At 62.5% G+C, this 19,568-nt stretch carries 22 protein-coding genes and 1 tRNA gene; 16 read left to right on the forward strand and 7 right to left on the reverse strand.

Translation table 11 applies throughout. From position 1 onward, the window contains the following. The first annotated feature begins 221 nt into the window (after positions 1–221). The 9 genes from H3U90_RS05350 to H3U90_RS05390 all read left to right on the forward strand — a co-directional run bounded on the left by H3U90_RS05350 (position 222) and on the right by H3U90_RS05390 (position 5,291). Positions 222–683 (forward strand): Hsp20/alpha crystallin family protein, encoded by a 462-nt coding sequence (locus H3U90_RS05350; RefSeq protein WP_045935704.1) that lies wholly within the window; start codon positions 222–224, stop codon positions 681–683. Between the two features lie 184 nt (positions 684–867). Then, positions 868–1,086 carry a translation initiation factor IF-1 gene (gene infA, locus H3U90_RS05355; RefSeq protein ID WP_015022331.1) on the forward strand — a complete coding sequence of 73 codons (219 nt, stop codon included), beginning with the start codon at positions 868–870 and terminating at the stop codon, positions 1,084–1,086. A 25-nt stretch (positions 1,087–1,111) separates the two neighbouring features. Next, positions 1,112–1,225, forward strand: a complete 114-nt coding sequence (gene rpmJ, locus H3U90_RS05360) for a 50S ribosomal protein L36 (protein ID WP_015022330.1) — start codon at positions 1,112–1,114, stop codon at positions 1,223–1,225. Positions 1,226–1,357: 132 nt separating this feature from the next. Further along, on the forward strand, positions 1,358–1,735 hold the full coding sequence (gene rpsM, locus H3U90_RS05365) for a 30S ribosomal protein S13 (protein WP_015022329.1): 378 nt from the start codon (positions 1,358–1,360) through the stop codon (positions 1,733–1,735). Between the two features lie 80 nt (positions 1,736–1,815). Then, a complete protein-coding gene (gene rpsK, locus H3U90_RS05370) occupies positions 1,816–2,214 on the forward strand; it encodes a 30S ribosomal protein S11 (protein WP_015022328.1) in 399 nt (132 codons plus the stop codon). A gap of 75 nt (positions 2,215–2,289) precedes the next feature. Beyond that, complete coding sequence (locus H3U90_RS05375) at positions 2,290–3,285, forward strand: DNA-directed RNA polymerase subunit alpha (RefSeq protein ID WP_015022327.1); 996 nt, start codon at positions 2,290–2,292, stop codon at positions 3,283–3,285. A gap of 126 nt (positions 3,286–3,411) precedes the next feature. Next, on the forward strand, positions 3,412–4,056 hold the full coding sequence (gene rplQ / locus H3U90_RS05380) for a 50S ribosomal protein L17 (RefSeq protein WP_198177326.1): 645 nt from the start codon (positions 3,412–3,414) through the stop codon (positions 4,054–4,056). A gap of 78 nt (positions 4,057–4,134) precedes the next feature. Further along, positions 4,135–5,097, forward strand: coding sequence for a tRNA pseudouridine synthase A (locus H3U90_RS05385; RefSeq protein WP_232340469.1), 963 nt, complete (start codon positions 4,135–4,137; stop codon positions 5,095–5,097). A gap of 108 nt (positions 5,098–5,205) precedes the next feature. Next, positions 5,206–5,291, forward strand: a tRNA-Ser gene (locus tag H3U90_RS05390). 183 nt (positions 5,292–5,474) lie between these two features. Here the strand turns inward: H3U90_RS05390 and H3U90_RS05395 are convergent. After that, on the reverse strand, positions 5,475–5,624 hold the full coding sequence (locus tag H3U90_RS05395; protein ID WP_198177327.1) for a hypothetical protein: 150 nt from the start codon (positions 5,622–5,624) through the stop codon (positions 5,475–5,477). 244 nt (positions 5,625–5,868) lie between these two features. Continuing rightward, entirely contained in the window at positions 5,869–6,681 is an 813-nt protein-coding gene (locus H3U90_RS05400) for a hypothetical protein (protein WP_198177328.1), read from the reverse strand. Between the two features lie 140 nt (positions 6,682–6,821). Between H3U90_RS05400 and nusA the strand changes: the two genes are divergently transcribed. From nusA to ribF, 5 genes are all read left to right on the forward strand, one after another. Next, the gene (gene nusA / locus H3U90_RS05405; RefSeq protein WP_198177329.1) at positions 6,822–7,880 is read left to right on the forward strand and encodes a transcription termination factor NusA; all 1,059 of its coding nucleotides are present in this window, start codon (positions 6,822–6,824) and stop codon (positions 7,878–7,880) included. 183 nt (positions 7,881–8,063) lie between these two features. After that, the gene (gene infB / locus H3U90_RS05410; RefSeq protein ID WP_198177330.1) at positions 8,064–10,835 is read left to right on the forward strand and encodes a translation initiation factor IF-2; all 2,772 of its coding nucleotides are present in this window, start codon (positions 8,064–8,066) and stop codon (positions 10,833–10,835) included. 129 nt (positions 10,836–10,964) lie between these two features. Next, positions 10,965–11,468 (forward strand): 30S ribosome-binding factor RbfA, encoded by a 504-nt coding sequence (rbfA, locus tag H3U90_RS05415; protein ID WP_198177622.1) that lies wholly within the window; start codon positions 10,965–10,967, stop codon positions 11,466–11,468. After that, entirely contained in the window at positions 11,407–12,510 is a 1,104-nt protein-coding gene (gene truB / locus H3U90_RS05420; RefSeq protein WP_232340468.1) for a tRNA pseudouridine(55) synthase TruB, read from the forward strand. Before rbfA ends, truB begins: the two co-directional genes overlap by 62 nt. Positions 12,511–12,629: 119 nt before the next feature. After that, positions 12,630–13,763, forward strand: a complete 1,134-nt coding sequence (gene ribF / locus H3U90_RS05425; RefSeq protein ID WP_198177331.1) for a bifunctional riboflavin kinase/FMN adenylyltransferase — start codon at positions 12,630–12,632, stop codon at positions 13,761–13,763. Between the two features lie 21 nt (positions 13,764–13,784). On the opposite strand, the gene H3U90_RS05430 is transcribed toward ribF, so the two are convergent. The 4 genes from H3U90_RS05430 to radA form a co-directional block, all read right to left on the reverse strand. Further along, a complete protein-coding gene (locus H3U90_RS05430; protein ID WP_198177332.1) occupies positions 13,785–14,552 on the reverse strand; it encodes an amino acid ABC transporter ATP-binding protein in 768 nt (255 codons plus the stop codon). After that, positions 14,549–15,406 carry an amino acid ABC transporter permease gene (locus H3U90_RS05435; RefSeq protein ID WP_198177333.1) on the reverse strand — a complete coding sequence of 286 codons (858 nt, stop codon included), beginning with the start codon at positions 15,404–15,406 and terminating at the stop codon, positions 14,549–14,551. Before H3U90_RS05435 ends, H3U90_RS05430 begins: the two co-directional genes overlap by 4 nt. 25 nt (positions 15,407–15,431) lie before the next feature. After that, positions 15,432–16,295, reverse strand: coding sequence for an ABC transporter substrate-binding protein (locus tag H3U90_RS05440; protein ID WP_198177334.1), 864 nt, complete (start codon positions 16,293–16,295; stop codon positions 15,432–15,434). A 124-nt stretch (positions 16,296–16,419) separates the two neighbouring features. After that, the gene (gene radA / locus H3U90_RS05445; RefSeq protein ID WP_198177335.1) at positions 16,420–17,829 is read right to left on the reverse strand and encodes a DNA repair protein RadA; all 1,410 of its coding nucleotides are present in this window, start codon (positions 17,827–17,829) and stop codon (positions 16,420–16,422) included. Positions 17,830–17,919: 90 nt separating this feature from the next. Between radA and H3U90_RS05450 the strand changes: the two genes are divergently transcribed. Continuing rightward, a complete protein-coding gene (locus H3U90_RS05450) occupies positions 17,920–18,570 on the forward strand; it encodes a hypothetical protein (protein ID WP_198177336.1) in 651 nt (216 codons plus the stop codon). 67 nt (positions 18,571–18,637) lie between these two features. Further along, on the forward strand, positions 18,638–18,727 hold the full coding sequence (locus H3U90_RS05455; RefSeq protein ID WP_004268639.1) for a 30S ribosomal protein bS22: 90 nt from the start codon (positions 18,638–18,640) through the stop codon (positions 18,725–18,727). Between the two features lie 135 nt (positions 18,728–18,862). On the opposite strand, the gene rpiA is transcribed toward H3U90_RS05455, so the two are convergent. Beyond that, positions 18,863–19,561 carry a ribose-5-phosphate isomerase RpiA gene (rpiA, locus tag H3U90_RS05460; RefSeq protein WP_198177337.1) on the reverse strand — a complete coding sequence of 233 codons (699 nt, stop codon included), beginning with the start codon at positions 19,559–19,561 and terminating at the stop codon, positions 18,863–18,865. Positions 19,562–19,568 lie beyond the last annotated feature (7 nt).

Genomic DNA, 19,568 nt, shown 5'->3' on the forward strand with positions numbered 1-19,568 from the left:
GCCCGAAGAATGAGAGAGCAAGGATGAGCAATCAAGGCTGCTAGCGAAAGTTGAGTCTCTATGACTCAACTTTTATTCCTTGGGTGAACATCGGGCATGGAACCCGAGGCCTGCGGTTTGGACAAAGTGAAGGGCAGGGAGCCCGGGAGGACAGGTCAGGATGTCCGCCTGGGGTTCCGGTCTGCGAAAACTATTGACTTACAGAATCAGGAGATGCGATTATGGCTATGTTTCCCGCATTGATGAACAATTCGATCTTCGGCGACTTCTTCGACGATCCCTTCTTCAACAACTGGCGTGACGGGCGTCGGCAAGGTCAGGGCGCCAAGAACGCGCTGAACAGCCCCCTGATGAACACGGATGTACGTGAGAAGGACGGACAGTACCAGCTCTCCATCGACATGCCCGGCTTCGACAAGAAGGACATCGGTCTGCGTCTGGAGGATGGCTACCTGATTGTCTCCGCCCAGAAGAACAGTGACCAGGGCGACAAGGACGACCAGGGACGGTGGATTCGGCGTGAGCGCTACACCGGGTCCTGCTCCCGCAGCTTCTATGTGGGCGACAAGGTCCGTCAGGAGGACATTCATGCCCACTATGCCAACGGCACCCTTGAGGTGACCCTGCCCAAGACCAGCATCGAGCCGGCTGACAACACGCAGAACATCGCCATCGAGGACTGAGGAATTCGGGTCCTTATCGGACCGTCTGAACGACTGCTATACTGATTGAGCGACAGCCGTTCAGACGGCCCTTTTGTCGTGTCAACACGCTATTGCCCAATTTTGGGCCCATCAATGCTATACTTGCCATTTGGCGTGTCTTTCGGCGCGCTGTGTAACCGGCCGAGGATCGGATAGAAGGCTTATGGCAAAAGATGGTGTGATCGAGGTGGAAGGGCGTGTGGTCGAGGCCCTCCCCAATGCGATGTTCCGCGTCGAGCTCGAGAACAAGCACCTGGTGCTGGCCACCATTTCCGGCAAGATGCGTAAGAATTACATTCGCATTCTGCCCCAGGATCGGGTGGTGCTCGAAATGAGTCCCTACGATCTGAACCGCGGACGGATTACGTACCGGTACAAGTAACAAGGTACACAAGCAAAGGAAAACCATGAAGGTCAGCCCTAGTGTGAAGAGAATCTGCGAGAACTGCCGCGTGATTCGTCGTCACGGCCGCGTCATGGTGATCTGCAAAAACCCACGCCACAAGCAGCGCCAGGGCTGAGCGGATTCCCAGCGGCAACGAACACCAAAGGCGCTGAGTCACAGCCGACAGGCTGAACCCCGGGTGCGCAGGCCCGGGCCGGGAGACCGGAAGACTCGGTGCACGACCTGCGTAGAACAAAAAGGAATCGCAATGGCACGTCTTGCCGGAGTCGACATCCCCAACGAGAAGCGCATAGAGATAGCTCTCACCTACATCTTCGGTGTGGGCCGTACTCGCGCCAAGGAAACACTTGCCGCGACCGGAGTGAATCCGGACACCCGCGTCAAGGATCTCACGGACGAGCAGCTCATTACGCTGCGTGATTACCTCGAGGGAAACTACAAGATCGAGGGTGATCTGCGTCGTGAGATCGACGCTGATATTCGCCGTAAGATCCAGATCAATTGCTACCAGGGCCAGCGCCACCGCCGGGGCCTGCCTGTGCGCGGCCAGCGGACCAAGACCAACGCCCGCACCCGCAAGGGACCCAAGCGCACCGTCGCCGGAAAGAAGAAGGCGACCAAGTAAGGCCGTATGCGAAGCGGGGATGAGGGTCCCCGATGGTTCGTACTAGCAATCAGTTATTCGTGACAAGGAAACGAGGATCAATGGCAGCAGCAAAGCAGGCCGCGCGCAAGCCTCGTCGTCGGGATCGCAAGTCGGTTCCGGTCGGGCAGGCGCATATCAAGTCAACATTCAATAACACCATCATCTCCATCACCGATCCTTCCGGTGCTGTAGTGGCCTGGGCTTCAGGTGGTGACGTGGGCTTCAAGGGCTCCCGCAAGTCCACTCCTTACGCAGCGGGCATGGCCGCCGAATCCGCAGCCCGCAAGGCCATGGAGCATGGGGTCAAGAAGGTGGATGTCTTCGTCAAGGGCCCGGGTTCGGGCCGTGAGACCGCCATCCGCTCCCTGCAGTCCGCAGGCCTGGAGGTCGGTTCCATCTCCGATGTGACCCCACAGGCACACAATGGCGTTCGTCCTCCCAAGCGCCGTCGCGTCTGAGCACTAGAAAACCCATGAATCCACCCGCGAAGACCGGTGAGTGCACCACCGGTCGGAGCTGAAAGGATAGCAACAGTGCTTATTGCACAGCGTCCGACTCTTACTGAAGAAGTCGTCAATGCCCAGCGCTCCCGTTTCACCATCGAGCCCCTGGAGCCGGGATTCGGGTACACCCTGGGCAACTCCCTGCGTCGTACCCTGCTGAGCTCCATACCTGGTGCGGCTGTGACCTCGGTCCGCATCTCGGGTGCCCTGCACGAGTTCACCACGCTGCCAGGTGTGGAGGAGGACGTCACTGAGATCCTGCTCAACATCAAAGGCATCGTGCTGACCAGCGAGTACGACGAGCCCGTGGTCATGTATTTGCGCAAGAGCGGCAAGGGCGAGGCCACCGCCGGGGACATCACCCCGCCGGCCGGCGTCACCGTGGCCAATCCTGATCTGCATATCGCGACCCTGGCCGAGGATGGAGAGCTGGAGATCGAGTTTACGGTGGAGCGTGGGCGTGGATACGTCCAGGCCCAGCTCAACAAGCAGGACAACGATGAGATTGGCCGCATCCCGGTCGATTCCATCTACTCTCCTGTGCTCAAAGTCAGCTACAAGGTCGAGGCCACCCGTGTCGAGCAGCGCACGGATTTCGACAAGCTGATCCTGGATGTGGAGACCAAGCCCGCCATCTCGCCGCGTGACGCGGTGGCATCCGCCGGGTCGACCCTGGTTGAGCTCTTCGGCCTCTGCCGCGAACTCAACACCCAGGCTGAGGGCGTGGAGGTCGGACCCGAGCCTGTGGTGGAAGAGGCCGATCCGCAGATGTCCGTGCCGATTGAGGACCTGAACCTGACGCAGCGTTCCTACAACTGCCTCAAGCGCGAAGGAATCCATACCATCGGCGAGCTGGTCTCGCATACCGAGCAGGATTTGCTGGACATCCGCAACTTCGGTATGAAGTCGATCGACGAGGTCAAGGAGAAGCTTGAGGGCATGGGGCTGTCGCTGAAGGCCTCCCCGCTGGGCTTCGACACCAATAATCTCGAGGGAGGCACCTTCTTCTCGCCTGATGACGAGTGAAGGGTAGCAGCCTTCGTATGAGCGGGCGAGGGGGAAGGGTTCCGTCGCCTGCTGACAGAAATGCCGGGAAGTCGGATGTTCGGGCGTATGCCCACCTGTCCTCCCGGACCGTAAGGAGATAATCCAATGCCAAAACCTAGCAAGGGCCCACGTCTGGCCTCCAGCCCGGCGCACGAGCGGCTGATGCTGGCCAACATGGCCACAAGCCTCTTCGCCAACGGCCGTATCACGACCACCCTGCCCAAGGCCAAGCGCCTGCGTCCGCTGGCCGAGCGGCTGATCACCTTCGCCAAGCGGGGGGATCTGTCCGCCCGTCGCCGCGTCATGCGAGTCATCCGTGACAAGTCTGTGGTCCACATCCTGTTCACCCAGATCGCCGAACAGATGCAGCAGCGTGAGGGTGGCTACACCCGCATCACCAAGATCGCGCCCCGCCGCGGAGACAACTCCCCCCAGGCTGTGATCGAGCTGGTAACCGAGCCCCTGTCGGCCAAGAAGGCCGTCGTCAAGGAGGCTGAGTCCGCTGCCAAGGTGGCCGCCAAGGACGACAACGCCGAGGTGGCCGCAGCCACCGATGCCGCCGTCGCCGAAGGCGCTGCCAAGGACGCTGTCGACCAGGCCGTCGAGGCCAATGAATCCGATCAGGACGTGGCCCAGGCCGACAAGGCCGCCGAGGATCTGGAGCAGACCGCTGACAAGGCGGATCAGACCGAGGCCCAGGCCGAGGAAGATGCCGACGTGGCCGAGGATGCCGAGAAGGCCGCTGAGTAATCGGTTATTGCATTCGATGACGGGGTCGGGGAGCATGGCTCTCCGGCCCCGTTTGTCATTGGCGCCAGGGAGGTCTTGATGGAGGATCAGGAAGGGAAGATGTCCCTTGTCAGGCTGCGCTTGGATCTGGCCTACGACGGCGGTGGCTTCCATGGCTGGGCCCGGCAGCCAGGACTCCGCACGGTCCAGGGCTGCATCGAACATGCCCTGTCCTTGATCACTGGGGTGCGCAGATCACAAGGCGGGATTGCCCACAGACAAGTCATCTGGGAGCCAAGACTGGTCGTGGCGGGAAGGACCGACACAGGTGTCCACGCATCTCATCAGGTGGCGCACCTGGACATTCCTGAAGCTGTGCTGGAGGCCTGCAGAGGACATATGGGGGTGGATGGTGTTTCGGCCCTGGAACGCCGTCTCCGGCACCTGTTGCCTGCTGACATCGTTCTGCTCGGTCTCAGATTGGCCCCTACCGGCTTCGATGCCCGCTTCTCTGCCTTGGAGCGCACCTACCTGTACCGTGTCAGCCAGGGGGGTCAGCCGGGGGATCCACGTATGCGGGGCTATGTGCTGGACATGGAGGGGAGCCTGGATCTGCAAGCCATGAACGAGGCTGCAGCGGAGTGCATCGGCTTGCATGACTTCGGGTCCTTCGCCAGACCAAACCCCGGCGGCACGACCATCCGCAAGGTCCTGGCAGCACACTGGGACCAGGTTCCCACCGTGAATCTGTTTGGGGCTGATCCAGGGCGGAGCGCCGTCGGATACCTTCCTCCCTTCATGGAATCCGGGCTTACCGTCTTTCGGATCGTAGCCGATGCATTTGCCCATAACATGGTCCGCTCGTTGGTCGCGGCCTGCATTCAGGTGGGCCAGGGACGCCGGTCCGTGCAATGGTTCGCCGACAAGGTGGCCCACCCCCTGCGTGAAGGCTCCACCGGTCCCATAGATGCTCGGGGACTGACCCTGGAACATGTGGCCTACCCGCCTGATGACCAGCTTGCTGAACGGGCGCAGGCCATCCGAGCCCGCCGTACGCTTTGACATCAGGGTTGTTCATGCTGACGGTTGACTGCGCCACGCCGCTTGCCAGGTAGGGACTCTGTGGCATAATAGAAAAGTTGTTGTTCGGCAGTGTCGGGCAACGACCATGGTTGAGTGTCCGAGCGGTCTAAGGAGCACGCCTCGAAAGCGTGTGAGGGCAACTCCCTCCGCGAGTTCGAATCTCGCCTCAACCGCCCTCATCGGCCCCGGCCCGACGGTCGGGGTCTTTTATGTTTGATCCTGTTGCCGCCTTGCACACTTGCAGTGGCTCACTTGGAGCATCAAGTTTCGTAATTGCTGCCGGTATGCAGTCCATGGAAGATCGGCTTTTTGCGCGGATCTGGGAAAATGACACTCGTCGTTTGATTTACGGACTGTCAGACGGGATTGATCCTCCGCATGCCCTCTTTGGCCACTTGGTCCGGCTTGGCCATGAGCCGCGATACCGAGCAGACGAAAAGACCGTCCAATGCAGAAGGCGATGTGGTGGCCAGCACCAGGTCGCCTCCTGCATTGCACGGGTTCATACCCCCCTGCGTTCCTAGGGAATGTTCCTGTGGAACACGTTCTATAATATCACCACCTGAGCCTTTGACGCCACCCGCAATGTTCTGTGAAATTTGCAGTATGCAATAGTGAATCTGTTTTGTGTGATGGTCGATCTTCATGATTGGTCAGGTTTTGGGCATGAGTTGCCAGGGTTGCTCGTATATGCATATGAGAAAACTTGCGAGTGCAATCAGTGCAACCTACGGATGGGCTGGCCCGGCGTCAGTGCTTTGGTGTCTGCAGCAGGGCTGACGATGTGGCCGGGTAGCCGAGGATCATGGCCATGGACATGTGGGCTACGATCATGTCGACCAGGGCCGATGTGGCCTGCTGGTGGCTTTTCGCGTTCTGGCTGGCATCAGTTCGTATGGTGCCTGAGGAGCCGTTCAGTTTCTTCCCCACGGCCAGGAGGGTCCGGGCCGTATCCATCTCGATCAGGGCAGGGGTAGGGGTCTGTATTCCGTTGGCGGGATCGGTGCACTCATCCGGGTGCGCCAGCAGATCAGTGGTGGGATAGACCCCCTGCCGGGGATCGTGCTTGGCGTGACCAACCAGAATCTGCGCAGCCGTAGTGTGCGCATCGGCCAGGGTGAGCATCCATGCGGCATCCGTCTTGCGCGCTGCGAGCACCGAAAGTTCGAACCCGGAACGATCTTCACCTGTAATGGCCTGATCAGCCAATTCGACTGGCAGTGCCTTGGCCAGTGGATCCAACTGCTGCGCAGCCTGGACCAGCCTCAACGTGGCTGTTTGACGATTGGCCTGTCCGCCCTGGGAGGCTGCCAAAGCCTGGGCTGCGTGTACCGTGGCTTCGTCCAGGCGAGCGGGGCATTCACGGGCCGCTTGGATCCAGACCTGGGTCCGGCTGTTTGCCTGATCTTCTTGAAGTCGTTCCGACTGCCGGGCTCGCGTCCATGCCTGCTCACAGGCTGTGGGACGAAGATTGTCAGGGTCGTGCTGGCTGACATGCACCGCCGAGGGTGCGCATCCTGAGATGGTGACAGCCAGCAGAAGAACTGCGATACCGGCCCTCATTCGTCGTGCCGGGATCACTGGCCGACGACTCGCCCACCCTTGGTGTCCAGGAACCGGCAGTGTCTGCATGAAAGGCTAGAATAGTAGGCATTGCAGACTAAAAGAAGCACGGTCTGAATAACTTCATAGGAGGTCTTGACATGGAACTGGACCTGGCTGAAATTCATCAGCTGGCACACGAACAAGGGATTGATGCCGAGACCTTGGATCAAGCACTGGGCGAGGCTCTTCTTCTGGCCTACCAGAAGTCGCCTCATGCAGCCAAACACGCACGTGTGGAGCTGGACGAACGTGCGGGGACTTTTACCATCTGGGCGCAGGACGAGATTGCTCGCGAGCCCACGCCGGAAGAACCCGAACCGGGATATGATCTGGGCGAGGAATACGACGACACACCGAAGGACTTCGATCGGCTGGCAGCCTCCACGGCCCGCCAGGTCATCCGTCAGCTTTTCCGACAGGCCGATGATGAGCGGGTCTTCGGAGCTTTCTCGGGCCAGAAGGGCCATCTGATCACCGGAATCGTGCAGCAGGATGCCAGCGATCCCGGCAATGTGCATGTGGCCGTGGACAATGTCGAGGCCATTCTGCCCCGCCGCGAGCAGGTGCCTGGAGAGCATTACCGGCACGGCCAGCGGATTCGCGTCTACGTGGTCAATGTCTCCCGTGGGCTCAAGGGGCCGGAAATCATCGTGTCACGTTCCCACCCGGAGCTGGTTCGCCGCCTCTTTGAGCGGGAGGTGCCCGAGCTGGTCTCCGGTGCGGTCTCCATCATGGCCATTGCCCGTGAGGCCGGTGCCAGAACCAAGATCGCGGTCCGTGCCAACGCCAAGGGGGTCAATCCCAAGGGCGCGCTGATCGGTCCTGCCGGCGCTCGCGTCCGTGCCGTCATGGAGAACCTGGGACCTGAGAAGATCGACATTGTGGACTGGTCCAAGGATCCCGCCGAATTTGTGGCTGCGGCCCTGTCTCCGGCCGTGGTCCGCCAGGTGCAGATCGTCAGCGAGTCCAACCGCACGGCCATCGCCTTCATCAAGGACGCCCAGCTCTCCCTGGCCATCGGCAAAGAGGGACAGAATGCCCGTCTGGCCGCCAAGCTGACCGGCTGGAAGATTGGCATCGAGTCCGAGGAGGCTCACCAGCAAAAATTGCGTGAGCTGCAGGCGCAATCGGCTTCGGCTGCTGGTGAAGACGCCTGACAGCAAACATCCGACGACGCGAGTATGCTGGACCCGGTATCCCGAGTCCGGTGGTTCATGCCGTCGGCCCCGGCACAGAGACGAGGTAACACGATCATGGTCGCACGATGAGACAGGATATGTTCGCCGTCATGAAAGAGTGATCGCGCCGGTCATATGCGCGGTCCGGTAAGGAGAAAGTAAGTGCCCAAAGCACGCGTGTATGAGCTGGCCAAGGAATTTGGCGTAGACAGCAAGACTGTTCTGGCGAAATTGAAGGACATGGGCGAGTTCGTCAAGTCCGCATCCTCCACTGTCGAGGCCCCTGTGGTTCGTCGACTCAAGAACGCTTTCCCTCAGAAGGGACAGGGCGACGCCGGTCAGGCCGCTGCACGAAATGCCCGCCCCGGCAACCCTAATCATGGAAGCGGCCAGGGTCAGCATGGCCGCCCGCAGTCCGGCGGCACCCAGCAATCCACACCTGGGCCCAAGCCCGGACAGAACCGTCGGCCCTCGGCCGGCGGCGAGGCGCCACGGGGTCAGCAGCGTCCCGGTGGCCACTTCCCCAAGCCTGGTGCCCCTCAGGGCAACCGCAACGAGCATGAGCCGCGCAACCAGTCCCGTGGGCCCAAGCCTTCAGCCATGGGCAGGCCCGGTCCCCAGGGCTCACGCAACAACGGTCGTCCCGGCGGTTCCAATGCTGCGGCGACGCGTCATGGTGCACGGCCGGGAGCATCCACGCCTCGTCCAGGCAACAATCCTTTCAGCCGCAAGCAGGGGATGAAGGCCCCCATGCCTTCGGATATCCCCAGGCCGCATCCTATGGCCCGGCCCACCGTCAACGACTCCCGCAGGGGCCGGGGCGGATTCCGTAACGGTCGTGGCGGCCGTTCCGGGCAGGGCGCCCGTCCAGGGCAGTGGGGCCATAACCGTCCAGGCCAGCAGGCGCATCAGGGCGGCGGCAGTCGTTTCGGCGGCGCTTCGTCGGCACCATCAGGTGGCTTCCGCGGCGGTTCAGGCCGTGGTGGTCGCGGTCGTGGCGGCGCTGCTGGAGCATTCGGTCGCCAGGGAGGCAAGTCCTCCAAGGCCCGCAAGAACCGGATGGCCAAGAGGCACGAATTCCAGGAGATGAAGGCACCCGTCATCGGCGGCGTGCGCATCCCAGCAGGCAATGGGCGTACCGTCAAGCTGCGCCAGGGCGCCACCCTGGCCGACCTGGCTGACAAGATCAACGTCAACCCCGCTGCCTTGGTCACGGTGCTCTTCCACCTGGGCGAGATGGCTACGGCCACCCAGTCCCTGGATGAGGCCACCTTCCAGATTCTGGGCGACGAGATCGGGTGGAAGATCCGCATCGTCTCCGCCGAGGAGGAGGACAAGGAACTTCTTCAGCAGTTCGACATCAACCTGGACGAAGAACGCGAGGACCAGGACGACAAGAACCTGCAGCCCAGGCCTCCGGTGGTCACGGTTATGGGCCATGTCGACCACGGCAAGACCCGGCTGCTGGACACCATCCGCAAGACCAACACGACCACCCAGGAGGCTGGCGGAATCACCCAGCGCATCGGGGCCTACCAGGCCACGGTCACCCTGGACGGGGAGGATCGCAAGATCACCTTCCTGGACACTCCTGGCCACGAGGCCTTTACGGCCATGCGTGCCCGTGGTGCCGAGCTGACCGATGTGGCTGTCCTGGTGGTGGCCGCGGACGACGGCGTCATGCCGCAGACTGTGGAGGCCATCAACCATGCCCAGGCCGCCCATGTACCCATCGTGGTTGCTGTCAACAAGATCGATGTCGAGGGAGCCAATCCCCAGAAGGTGCGTGGCCAGCTGACCGAATTCGGTCTGGTATCCGAAGAGTATGGCGGCGACACCATGTTCGTCGACATCTCCGCCAAGCTGGGCACCAACGTGGACAAGCTCCTGGAGGCCGTACTGCTGACCGCCGACGCCGATCTTGACCTTCGGGCCAACCCCGACATGGACGCTCGCGGCGCCACGGTCGAGGCCCGTCTGGACAAGGGACGCGGAGCTGTGGCCACTGTGCTGGTCCAGCAGGGTACCCTGCATGTGGGCGATGCCATTGTGGCTGGATCGGCTTACGGCCGTGTGCGAGCCATGCTGGACGAGAACGGTCGGCAGATGGATGCGGCCGGTCCTTCCACGCCCGTCCAGGTGCTCGGTCTTACCTCGGTGCCCACGGCCGGCGACCTCTTCCTGGTCGCGCCAGACGATCGCACCGCTCGTCAGATTGCGGAGAAGCGCGAGGCCTCGGCCCGTGCCGCTCAGCTGGCCAAGCGCCGCAAGGTGGTCTCCCTGGAGAGCCTGAAGGAGCAGTTCGCCAAGTCCGAGGTGGACATGCTCAACATCGTCATCAAGGGCGACTCCTCCGGCTCGGTCGAGGCTCTGGAAGACTCCCTGATGAAGATCGAGGTCTCCGACGAGGTCGGGATCCAGGTCATCCACCGGGGCGTGGGCGCCATCACCCAGAACGACGTCAACCTGGCCACGGTCGACAAGGCCGTCATCATCGGCTTCAATGTCCGTCCCAACAGGCAGGTCCAGGATCTGGCCGACCGCGAGGGTGTGGAGATCAAGTACTACTCGGTCATCTACAACGCCATCGAGGACATCGAGGCAGCACTCAAGGGTATGCTCAAGCCGGAGTACGAGGAGGTCACCACCTCCCACTCCGAGATTCGTGAGATCTTCCGCTCCTCCAAGTTCGGCAACATCGCTGGCGTCATGGTCCAGGACGGCACCGTCAAGCGGGGCACCAAGGCTCGCATCGCCCGCAACGGGGTGGTCACCATCAACGACCTGGAGATCTCCTCCCTGCGCCGGTTCAAGGACGACGTCAACGAGGTATCCGAAGGATACGAGGCTGGCATCAACCTGGGCTCCTTCAACGACATCGAGGTGGGCGACATCATCGAGACCTACGAGATGCAGGAAGTGGAACGCAAGTAGAGCCTGTCGACCATCCGACCGCGCGTGGGATGGTCCGTGGCGATCCGCCCCGGTCCGGGTACTCCCTGGCCGGGGCGGATGTCCATGAATGCGAAGATTGGTCATGGACGGTTCGAGAAAGGAATCATGATGGCTGGAAATCCCCGCGCTGTACGCATAGCGGCCCTGATACAACGGGTCGTGGCCTCTGCGCTGGAGTCCCAGATGCACGACAAGCGCCTGGCAGGGGTCACCGTCACTGAGGTTCGGGTCACCAACGATCTACAGATAGCCAAGATCTACTGGACCCAGCTGGGCCGGTCCGGACACGAGGCCGGGGAACGCAAGCGAGCCCAGCAAGCCCTGCGGCAGGCCTCCGGCAGGCTGCGCACCCTGGTCGGTGCCCGGGCCGGTCTGCGGCTGACGCCTACGCTGCGCTTCATCTACGATGAGGTGCCTGCCGAGGCTACCGAGATTGAGGACGTGCTGACTGTAGCCCGTCGCCGGGACGAGGCCATGGCCAAGGCACGGGTCAATGCCAGCTATGCCGGCGATCCCGATCCATATCGGCATGACGACGAAGAAGAGACCGATGAGTCCGACCCCGTCCCTGATGAACCTGCGGCGGAGGATGTGGATGAAGCCGACCGCTGAGCTATCGGACCTGGCGGATTCTGGCCATGATGAGCCGACCTCGGGCATTATCCTTGTTGACAAGCCGAGCGGTGTGACCAGCCACGACGTGGTGGCCGCCGTCCGCTCTGGCCTCGGCATGCGTCGCGTGGGCCATGCCGGGACCTTGGATCCCATGGCCACCGGCCTGCTGGTCCTTGGATTCGGCCAGGCCACGCGGTTGCTGGCGGTCATCGTGGGCCATGACAAAACCTACCGGGCCACCATGCGCCTGGGACTGGGCACGACCACGGACGATGCGGACGGGGATTTGCTGCCGGTGCGTCCTGGAGCTGCGCAGAGGGTGGACGAGCTGACAGCCCAGGGTCTGCAGGATCTGATTGATCGCTGCTTCACCGGCTGGATCGACCAGGTGCCCGATGCCTTCTCCGCCATCAAGGTCAAGGGCAGGCGGGCCTATGACCTGGCTCGTGCGGGCCAGGAGGTCAGGCTGGAACCTCGTCACATTCGGATTGCATCCTTCCGTCTGCTCGACTTTCGCCGTGTGGATCTGCCCGACCAGGGCGCCAGGGTGGTCGATGCGGATGTGGAGGTGACCTGCTCCAGTGGCACCTACATCAGGGCCCTGGCTCGCGACCTGGGCGAGCGGCTGGATTTGGGTGGCCACCTGACCGCCTTAAGACGGATACGTGTAGGTCCGTTCGACCTGGAGGATTCCGACCTCAAATCTAAGGTTGTGGGCGGTCATGTGGTCCCCCATACATACCGGAACCGACAGGGTCAGACGATTGTCCGCAGTCGTATGGTCCCTGACCGCGACAGGGAGGGGATGTTGGATGGCTCCCTGAGTCTGGCGCAGGCGGCACGTATGAGCATGCCTATCCTGAACCTGGATGCCGACCAGGCCGCCAGAGTGGCTAACGGAGGATTCTTGGATCTGCCTGTCGCCGGACCCACGGCCGCCCTGGCCGGGCCAGAGGACAGGCAGCGGCTGGCCGCTATCCTGGTGCCCGGTTCACGAGGTGGGGCCAAGCCGGATGTGGTCTTTCACCCCGAGGCCTGAGTGTGCCGGTTCGGGTTTGGTCTCAGGGTCTTGCCAGGGCGCGACTGTGGGAATACAGTGCTTAAGGAATTTTCGGCGCCCGGGTACGGGGGCCGTCATGGCTAAGTGATGGGAAGCGGATGAAGGTCAGCCAGGTCAGCCCGGATGAGTCGGGCATTGTCAGGTGGCCGGGAACCTTGTGGGCCCGGTCCAGCGTGATTACCATCGGTGTCTTCGATGGTATGCATCGGGGGCATCAGGCCCTTCTGCGTCGGGTGGTGGAGCTGGCTGCCAAGGGCCAGGACCGGCCTATGGCTCTGGTATTCGACCCCAGTCCCAAACTGATTCATAGCTACGCCGACAGCCATGACATGACTGAGCCGTCCCTGGACCTGATTCGCCATGACCCTGATCAGATCATGCCTCTGGAGGAGCGTCTGCGACTCATGGCCCAGCTGGGGCTGGATCAGGTTGTGGTAGTGCGATACACGCTGGCCTTTGCAGCCAAGTCCTATAGGTTCTTCCTCAAGCAGGTTACCGAGCAACTGGCCATGCAGACGCTGGTCCTGGGCCGCGATGCGCAGATGGGCGCAGGGCGGGTCGGTGACATCAAGGCCATTGGTGATCTGGCGGTCACTGGACTGTTCAACCTGGAAGTTGTGGACGACCAGGGCCCAGGCGATTGCACCCTGCCTGACGCTGACGGTCTGGAGCGACGTCGGGTGCGAGCCTGGAGCAGTTCCCACCTTCGGCGGTTGATTCTGGACGGCGATGTGGATGCGGCCATGGAAATTCTGGGTCGGCCGCACATGGTTCAAGGCACGGTGGTCCACGGGGAGCAGCGGGGCCGCCGCTTGGGATTTCCGACTGCCAATCTCGCTCCCGACAGCCAGGGGATGATGCCCGCGGATGGAGTCTATGCAGGCTGGCTGGTCGACCTGGGACTGCCTACGGATCCGATGGCGACGCCGGAGGGCCGGGAGGGTCGGCTGGCTCAGGGTTCGCCCTGGCGGATGCCTGCTGCCATCTCCATCGGCACCAAGGAGACCTTCCTGGCTCCGGGAGAGCAGATGCCGAGAATCCTGGAGGCCAATGCCGTCCGGCCGGATTGGGTGGACCTGTACGGTCACCGGGTACGAGTGGAGTTCCTCAGCCGTCTGCGCGGTCAGAAACGGTATGCTGGCGAGGAACCCCTCAAACGACAGCTGGCCTTGGATGCCGATCGCACCCTGGAACTGACCAAGGCTGCAGGAAGAGCGTTTTCCGCCAACTGAAAGCTGAAGGTACTTGGGAAGTCACAGCCCTCGGAAGTGGCTGAAGAACTCCCTGGTGCGCGGATTCTCCGACTCGTCCATGACCTCTTGCGGAGTTCCGTTCTCAGCAATGACACCGTCCAGCAGCAGAACCACCCGGTTGGCTGCGTGATGGGCGAAACTCATTTCGTGGGTGGCCATGAGGATGGTGGTGCCGCCGGCGGTCAGCTCCGAGACCATGGCCAGTACCTCGCCCACAAGCATGGGGTCCAGGGCTGAGGTGATCTCATCCAGCAGGAGCAGCTCCGGGTCGGTCATCAGGGCTCGGACGATGGCCACCCGCTGCTGCTGGCCGCCGGAGAGCTGGTCGGGGTATGCTCCGGCCTTCTTCCTCATGCCGATCCGGTCCAACAGTTCCAGGGCCCGCTCCCTGGCCTGGTCCTTGGGCATGCCGTGGACCTTGATGGCTCCCAGCGTCACGTTTTTCAGAACGTTCATGTGCGGGAAGAGGTTGAACTGCTGGAAGACCACGCCGATTCTGGCCCGGCAGGCATCCTGGTTGATCCTGGGATCGGTGATGTCGGTGCCACCCAGCCAGATTCTGCCGTCGTTGACGGTCTCCAGCAGGTTGATGCACTTCATCAGGGTGGATTTGCCCGACCCGGACGGGCCCAGCAGGGCCACGGTCTCATGGGGCATGATGGTCATGGAGATGCCGCGCAGGACCTTGTTGCCCCCCGGGTAGGTCTTGCGCACATCCTCCAGACGGAGCACCGGCTGGTTCTGATTGGCGCCTGCCTGTTCGCTCATACCATGCCTCCGCTCTGTTCGCGCTTGCGCAGCCGGTTGGAATACCAGTCGTTGAGAAGAATGAAGGGGACCGAAGTGGCGATGAAGAGCACCGAGGCCACCACGTAAGGGGTGAAGTTGTAGGAGGTGGCCACGATGATCTGGGCCGCCCTGACCGCGTCGACGGCACCCAGAACAGAAATCAGCCCCACGTCCTTCTGCATGGAAATGAAATCGTTCATCAGTGCCGGAGCCACCTTGCGCAGGGCCTGGGGAATGACTACCAGACGCATGGTCTGCCCCGAGGTCAGGCCCAGTGAGCGTGCCGACGCCCTCTGGGAGGGGCCGACATCCTGGAAGCCGGCTCTCAGCACCTCGGCGATGTAGGCCGAATAGGAGAGGATGATCGCCACTGTGCCCAGCAGGGCTGCCGGAATCCGGTTGAAGATGGCCAGGCCGGGGATGCCGAAGCCGATCAGGTAGAGGACCACGATCATGGGGATGCCCCTCATGATCGTGGTGTAGACCTGGGCCAGCACCCGCAGGGGAAAGAGCAGCGGGTTCCGGCTGGTGCGGATCATGGCCAGCAGGGTGCCCAGCAGGGCCACGCCGATCACCGCGAAGAAGAGAACCTCCAGATTGAGCCAGAGTCCCTGGAGGACCTTGGGGAAGGCTTGGGCGAAGTAGGCTCCGGAGAAAAACGACTGCTTGACTCGGGGCCAGCCGGGTGAGGCGTGCAGCCCCAGAGCAATCAGCAGGGCCAACACCAGTGTGCTGGCGATGCTGATTCCCACTGAGCGCAGATTCTGTCGACGGCCGTAGCGTTCCCGCTCCCGTTGGATATCGCTGACCGCGTCCTGTGCCGAGGTGGCCATGAACGACAAGGTTTCCTTTCTTCTCTCAGCCCAGGATAGGCAGGGAGGTGTAGACGTGCAGCCACTGCTTCTGCAGCTTGTCCAAGGTCCCATCCTTCTTCAGGGCGGTGACGGCCTTGGAGGCGGCCGGGGTCAGCTTGGAACCCTTGGGCAGGACTATGCCCATGCCCTCCGGGTCCTGCGAGCCCTTGATCTGCCCGAGGATCTTGGCGTTCTTGACCTGCTTGGAGTCGACCATGGTCACGGCCGAGGGGGTGTCCACGACAAGCGCGTCGATCTGATTGGCGTCCAAGGCCTGGGATGAGGCCACGTCGTCGTTGAAGGTGTCGATGTCGGGCTTGACCAGCTTGTGGGCCATCTCGTAGGAGGTGGAGCCGACCATGGCTCCTATCTTGGCGTCCTTGATCTGGGCAAGGGAGGTGGCGGAGGCGTATGGGGAGTCGTTTCTGACCACCAGAGACTGGGTGGAGTTGTAGTAGCTGGGAGTGAAGTCCACAGCCTGCCGACGTTCCGGGGTGATGGAGAACTGCTGGATGTTCAGGTCGTAGTCCTTGCTTCCCGGGGCGATGGCGGCGTCGAAGGTGGTCCTGGTCCAGGTGACGTGCGCCTTGTCGAAGCCCATTTTCTCTGCCACTGCATAGGCCACGGCCGCCTCGTATCCCTTGCCGGATTCGGGCTTGTTGTCCTGCACGTAGGGGGCGTAGGCCGGGTCCCCGGTGGCAATGGTCAGGGTGCCGGGATTGATGGTCTGCTGGGTGATGTCCTGCTTGTCTGCCGACTGCCCGCTGCTGCTCGATGAGGAGCCACAGGCCGCGCCGGCCATGAGCGTGACTGTCGTGAGTGCGGCCGCCGTCAGCCTGCGTATGGTTTTCCTGGTGAAGATGGTCATACTGATCTGCTCCTCGCGATGGTGATGGGTGTCGGTCTTCCAGCGACTCCATCCTAGTCCGGCAGGTTAACGAGTCGGCAGGCGGGTGCCATAGGGTGCGGTAGGGGACCAGCTGCCACCGGGTTCAGACCAGTCCCAGAGCCTCCAGGGCCTCGGCCAGATAGGTGACCTCGACCACCTCCAGTCCCTGGATGGGCTTTCGGCCTCCTGAATGCCGGTCGGGCGGGACCAGCGCCCGGGTGAATCCCAGCCGAGCGGCCTCCTGCAGACGGTGGTTGAGCTGAGGCACAGGCCTGACCTGCCCGGTCAGCGAAATCTCGCCCATGGCACAGGTCGTGCGCAGGATGGGCCGGGACTTGGTTGCACTGGCCAGCGCGGCCACGATGGCCAGGTCACATCCGGGTTCCTTGGCCAGCCCGCCGGCGATGGTGGACACATACAGGTCCCGTGTCAGCAGGTTGACGCGGCCGTGACGGTAGAGCACCGCAGCCAGCATGGCCAGGCGGTTGGCGTCGATCCCGTTGGTGTTGCGTCTGGGCGTGGGCAGAACAGATGAAGTGACCAGGGCCTGGATCTCGATGGGCAGGCTGCGGTGGCCGTCCAAGGTGAAGGTCACGCAGGTACCCTCCACTTCCTGTCCGGTTGTGGACAGGAAGAGCCCTGTGGGGTCGCTGACCTCCTCGATGCCCTGCTCGCCCATGTCGAAGCAGCCCACCTCGTCGGTGGGGCCGAAACGGTTCTTGACGGCCCTCAGCAGGCGCAGTGCGGTCTGGGAGTCGCCCTCGAACTGGCAGACCACATCGACCAGATGCTCCAGGGTCCGGGGCCCGGCGATGGAGCCGTCCTTGGTCACGTGGCCGACCAGGAGGATGGGGATGTCGTGTGATTTGGCCATGTCTATCAGGCTGATGGCCACCTCGCGTACCTGGGTGGAACCCCCGGAGATGCCGTCGACCTGGCTGGAGACGATGGTCTGGGCGGAGTCCACAATGGCCAGTGCCGGCTTTTCGCGCTCAATCAGCCCGAGCACCGTGGCCAGGTCGGTCGTCGAAGCCAGCAACAGCGAATCCTTGAGCGCTCCCACCCGACTGGCCCGCATCCGCACCTGGGCCTGGGACTCCTCGCCCGACAGGTAGAGCACCTTGCCTTTTTCACCACCCCGGTCGGCCACGCGGCCGGCGGTCTCCAGCAGGAGGGTGGACTTGCCTATGCCCGGCTCGCCGGCCAAAAGGATGACCGACCCGGGTACGATGCCCCCACCCAGGACCCGGTCGAACTCCTCGAATCCTGTGGGAATGCGCTTTACCTGGTCCGTGCCCACCCGTGTGATGGGCCGAGCCAGGCCGCTCTTCGGGGGTGCAGGTGCCGTATGGCTGCCGCCGGAGGAGGACAGACCCCCGCCTGCACCTACGACACGGGCTTCGTGGAATTCCTCTATGGTTCCCCACTGGCCGCATTCCGGGCAGCGTCCGAACCACTTGCCGCCGGTCCACCCGCACTCCGTGCACACGTATTGCGTCGTCGTCTTGGCCATACCTGCACGCTATCGGGATTCAGGGACGAGGAACCAGGCTTTTACGGCATCTTCGCAGTGCCGACACCCTGCCCATGAGAGAATGGAGGCATGGCTGACAATCCTTCTGCACCCGTGTCCTCCTCCGACTCCTCCGCGCATGCCAGGCAACGCCGTCGACGGATCGGTCTGGTCATCGCCCTGGCGGCGGTGGTGGTCCTGGTGCTCCTATCGGCCTTTGTCTGGCCTCATTGGGCGGTGCGCAGCCAAGAGCCCACTGCCCAGGTCCCGGCCTCCACATCCTCACAACCCTCGCAAGCCAGCAGCCCCAAGGCCACGGCGGTGCCCCTGCCCGGCTCGGCTTCCGAGCTGCTCAAGGCCATGCCCGATACGGTGGGAGAGTTCGCCCGTGTCAAAGCGGATTCTGACAGCGAGTGGAGCACCCGTACGCCTATCGAGGAGTACAACCTGGTCTATTCCACCGGCAGGTCGGGCGGGGATGTGACCCTTCACCTGGCTCAGTGGTCCAGGAGCGAGGATGCCAAGGCGCTCTATGACAGCCAGTCCACGGGCATGTCCGGCAAGGAGCTGGCCGCGGGCAATGTTCGCAGCGGCGGCACGGTCACCGGATCCTACCTGGAGAAGGCGGATGGCGACGACGAGCACAAGGTGCTGGTCATTTGGCAGAATGATACCGTGGTCTTCCGTGCCCAGGGCCAGCGGACTGCGCTGGAGGCCTTCTACAAGGCCTTCCCGCTCTAGTCGTCCCGTAAGCGGTGTACGATAAGCAAGTTGGACACTTCCAGGTAACTAAGGATCGGAGGCTCGGATGGGTTCTGTCATCAAGAAGCGCCGCAAGCGGATGAGCAAGAAGAAGCACCGCAAACTGCTGCGCAAGACTCGTCACCAGCGCAAGTAGCTTTATGACTTCTGGCCCATCAGGGCCGACGAAGCCCCCCGCATCGAATGGACGCGGGGGGCTTCATGTATATCATCGCCGGTCATCGTGGCCAGTCGGATGCTTCCAGCCGGGAGGCAAGAGGTTCGCTGATGATTACTTGTTGGCGTTGGTCATGACCCGGGGTCCGTTGGGATCGCCCACGATGACCGTGTCGACCATGTTGAGGAAGAGGCCGTGTTCCACGACGCCCACGGTGGTGATCAGGTCCTGGGCCAGATCCTGCGGATGATCAATTCGATCCAGATGCAGATCAATGATGTGGTTGTGCTCGTCGGTCAGAACCGGTTGCCCCTGGCCGTCCATCCGCAGGACCGGGTGATAGCCGCGCTCCTTAAAGCGATCCAGAATGTGGCGCTCGCCGAAGGGGATGACCTCCACTGGCAGGGGGAAGCGGCCGATGGTGTCGACCACCTTGGACTCGTCCACGATCCAGACGATTCTTCGGGAGTTGACGGCCACGATTTTCTCCCAGAGCAGGGCAGCGCCGCCGCCCTTGATGCCATTGAAGTCCTTGTCGACCTCGTCGGCCCCGTCGATGGTGACGTCGATGTGGTCCACCTGGTCGATGTCGACGATGCGGATTCCGTAGCCTTCAGCCTGTTCCTTGGTCCTCCGGGAGGTGGTCACGCCGGTGAACTCCAAGCCCTCTTCCTTGACGCGCCGTCCCAGTTCATCCACGAAGAACCGGACCGTGGATCCGGTGCCCAGTCCGGCGGTCATGCCATTCTCGACCAGCTTGGCTGCTTCGATGCCGGCGGCTTTCTTCAGTCTGTCCTGCTCGGTCTTGTCCATACACGCT

It is taken from the genome of Bifidobacterium sp. W8103 (assembly GCF_016100775.1).
Lineage (GTDB): Bacteria > Actinomycetota > Actinomycetes > Actinomycetales > Bifidobacteriaceae > Bombiscardovia > Bombiscardovia choladohabitans.